Source organism: Arsenophonus sp. ENCA (assembly GCF_002287155.1).
Taxonomy (GTDB): Bacteria; Pseudomonadota; Gammaproteobacteria; order Enterobacterales; family Enterobacteriaceae; genus Arsenophonus; species Arsenophonus nilaparvatae.
Genome location: NZ_NHNG01000591.1, coordinates 1 through 2,416 on the forward strand (window position 1 = coordinate 1; position 2,416 = coordinate 2,416).

Consider the following 2,416-nt stretch of genomic DNA (forward strand, 5'->3'; position numbering starts at 1 on the left):
TACAGGTTTCGATCTTGACCAGCGGGTCACCCAACTTGTCGATCGTCTGTTGGTGATACTGGTTTGCAAAGAGGTCATTCTTAATGGCGCTGCGTTTCTTCATGGTGGTTAGCTCAGTAGACCAGCTTCCGATAACTTTATCAGCAAAATCAAACTCGGCTTAGGTTTTTCGAGGTGCCCAAACCTTGAATATTGATTAATTCAGGTTATTTTTTTATGAAACAGCTCTTTCATATATTAAACTACTGGCTGATGGTTGATAAATCATTAAGCGATTATTCATAATCTTAATCGGATCACAAAATCTCATTACCCGATCTTTCAAAACTAATCTAGGCTCAATTAATAAACATAAGCTGGCATATTTTCCTGCTTCTGCCACTAAAAACAATGCTTTCTGTCCACTATCTTCAATATGAACCTGAACAACATCCCCCAACACCAAATCATCGTGGCAATTTACTGGCAAAAAATACCAGCTTCTAGGCATCTGCGGCTTTAAAAAACGAAAAGCAACTAATGCATTTAAAATTAATTCCGCACTATGCTCATCAGAAAGTGATAATTTTTGCAGCTGTTCTTCAATACAATGATATAACCCCGCATCATCAATATTAAAAGTCATTTCTCCATAAGCAGATGCCACCAACATTTTTGCTGGAAAACATGAACGAAATAACATTCCATTAGCCAAATCTAACATCATCCTTTCATGTTCATTATCGTAATACCAGCGCCACTGATTATTGGGTTTTATTTTCATTTATCACCCCTCAATCTGATCACACTATTTACAAGCTTAAAATCCATACTAATTAAAATTAAGATAAAAAGTACTTCTATAAAAGAAATAATAGAAAAAATTTCGAGTTTTTACGTAAAGATATTCAAAGAAAATCCTGAATTTAATAAATTATCAGATTACAAAATAAATATTAATATATAAAAAAGCAGTCAATTTTTTATAATCCTAAATTAAGATTAAATATAATTAACAATATTTTTAATTAATTTAGGACCGTGATAAATAAATCCGGAATAAACTTGTAACAATGATGCCCCTACTGCCAATTTTTCTCTTGCTGCAACCAAAGAATCAATTCCACCTGCAGCTATGATTGGCAACTGTCCTTTTAACTCCTTGGTTAGCAACCGCACAATTTCAGTGCTTTTCAATTGCACAGGTCGGCCGCTCAATCCACCAGCTTCTTCTGAATACCTTAATCCTTTCACTAAATTCCGATCTAAAGTTGTATTTGTGGCCACAACGCCATCAATCTGGTGGCGAATTAAGCTATCGCTAATTTGAATAATTTCTTTTTCGGTTAAATCAGGCGCAATTTTTACCACCACAGGAACATACTTTTGGTATTGTTGTGCTAATAAGTGTTGTTTATTTTTAATTGACTGCAATAAATCATCCAATGCTTCACCATATTGTAACAATCTTAAATCTGGCGTATTAGGTGAAGAAATATTGACAGCAATATAACCTGCATATGAATAAATTTTTTCCATGCAAATTAAATAATCGTCTTTACCCTGTTCAATCGGTGTATCTTTATTTTTGCCAATGTTAATCCCAATAATACCGTCGTACTTTGCTTTTTTAACATTCTCAACCAGGTTATCAACACCTAGATTATTAAATCCCATGCGGTTGATAAGCCCTTCAGCTTCAACCAGGCGGAACAGCCGAGGTTTTTCATTACCAGGTTGTGGGCGAGGTGTGACCGTCCCTATTTCTACGAAACCAAATCCCATCGCGCCAAAAGCATCAATACATTCACCATCTTTATCAAGACCGGCGGCTAATCCCAATGGATTCTTAAATGTCAATCCCATACAAGTCGTTGGCTTAAAATTGACCGACTGACGGATCAAAAACTTAAGCGGCGAATGCATGATATATTTAAGCTGCCGGAAGGTAATTTCATCAGCTTGCTCTGGATTTAAACGAAATAACGCCTTTCGGATAAGGGGATAAAACATTAGCTGTACCTTTTTTTGATAGATAATGTAAATTATTTAGTCGTAAAAACCATTTGCCGTTTTTTATTCTAGAAAAACAGTCTATTGCCAAGGAAGCAGCCTAGCGGCTGCAAATCGATATCGGGTAGAATGGTGGTACCTTGAACTTCTGGAAATCATATAAAATTCCCCCCGTGCTTTCTAAATTCACTCCTCGCCCTCTAAAAACGTTGTTTCAGCGAAACGGTGCTTGGGCCGAACTGCTAAACACTTACCCACTGAGGCCTGTTGAAGTAGAAGTTGTCACCAAAATGCTAGCTTGTGGCACACCACTTATGGGAAGCCGCGAATTATGCTGTGAGAATACCCATTGTCCACATCGGCGCCTTATTTACCAAAGCTGTAAAGGTCGGGGATGCCCGAGCTGCGGCAAAAAGGCCACCGA

General features: G+C 37.2%; 3 protein-coding genes. 1 reads left to right on the forward strand and 2 read right to left on the reverse strand.

Going from position 1 to position 2,416, the window contains the following annotated elements; genetic code table 11:
* Positions 1-214: 214 nt before the first annotated feature.
* Both CBG25_RS15400 and pyrD read right to left on the reverse strand, forming a co-directional pair.
* A complete protein-coding gene (locus CBG25_RS15400) occupies positions 215-763 on the reverse strand; it encodes a cell division protein ZapC (protein WP_032116346.1) in 549 nt (182 codons plus the stop codon).
* 218 nt (positions 764-981) lie between these two features.
* Positions 982-1,992 (reverse strand): quinone-dependent dihydroorotate dehydrogenase, encoded by a 1,011-nt coding sequence (gene pyrD, locus CBG25_RS15405; protein ID WP_290607750.1) that lies wholly within the window; start codon positions 1,990-1,992, stop codon positions 982-984.
* Between the two features lie 140 nt (positions 1,993-2,132).
* On the opposite strand from pyrD, the gene CBG25_RS15410 reads away from it, so the two are divergent.
* Positions 2,133-2,416: transposase zinc-binding domain-containing protein (locus tag CBG25_RS15410; protein ID WP_290607752.1), on the forward strand; the 284-nt coding region annotated here is incomplete at its 3' end.

What these genes read in the sequence shown, in the direction of transcription:
- CBG25_RS15400 (WP_032116346.1), bottom strand. Translation starts at nt 763, where the DNA reads ATGAAAATAAAACCCAATAATCAGTGGCGCTGGTATTACGATAATGAA.
- pyrD (WP_290607750.1), bottom strand. Translation starts at nt 1,992, where the DNA reads ATGTTTTATCCCCTTATCCGAAAGGCGTTATTTCGTTTAAATCCAGAG.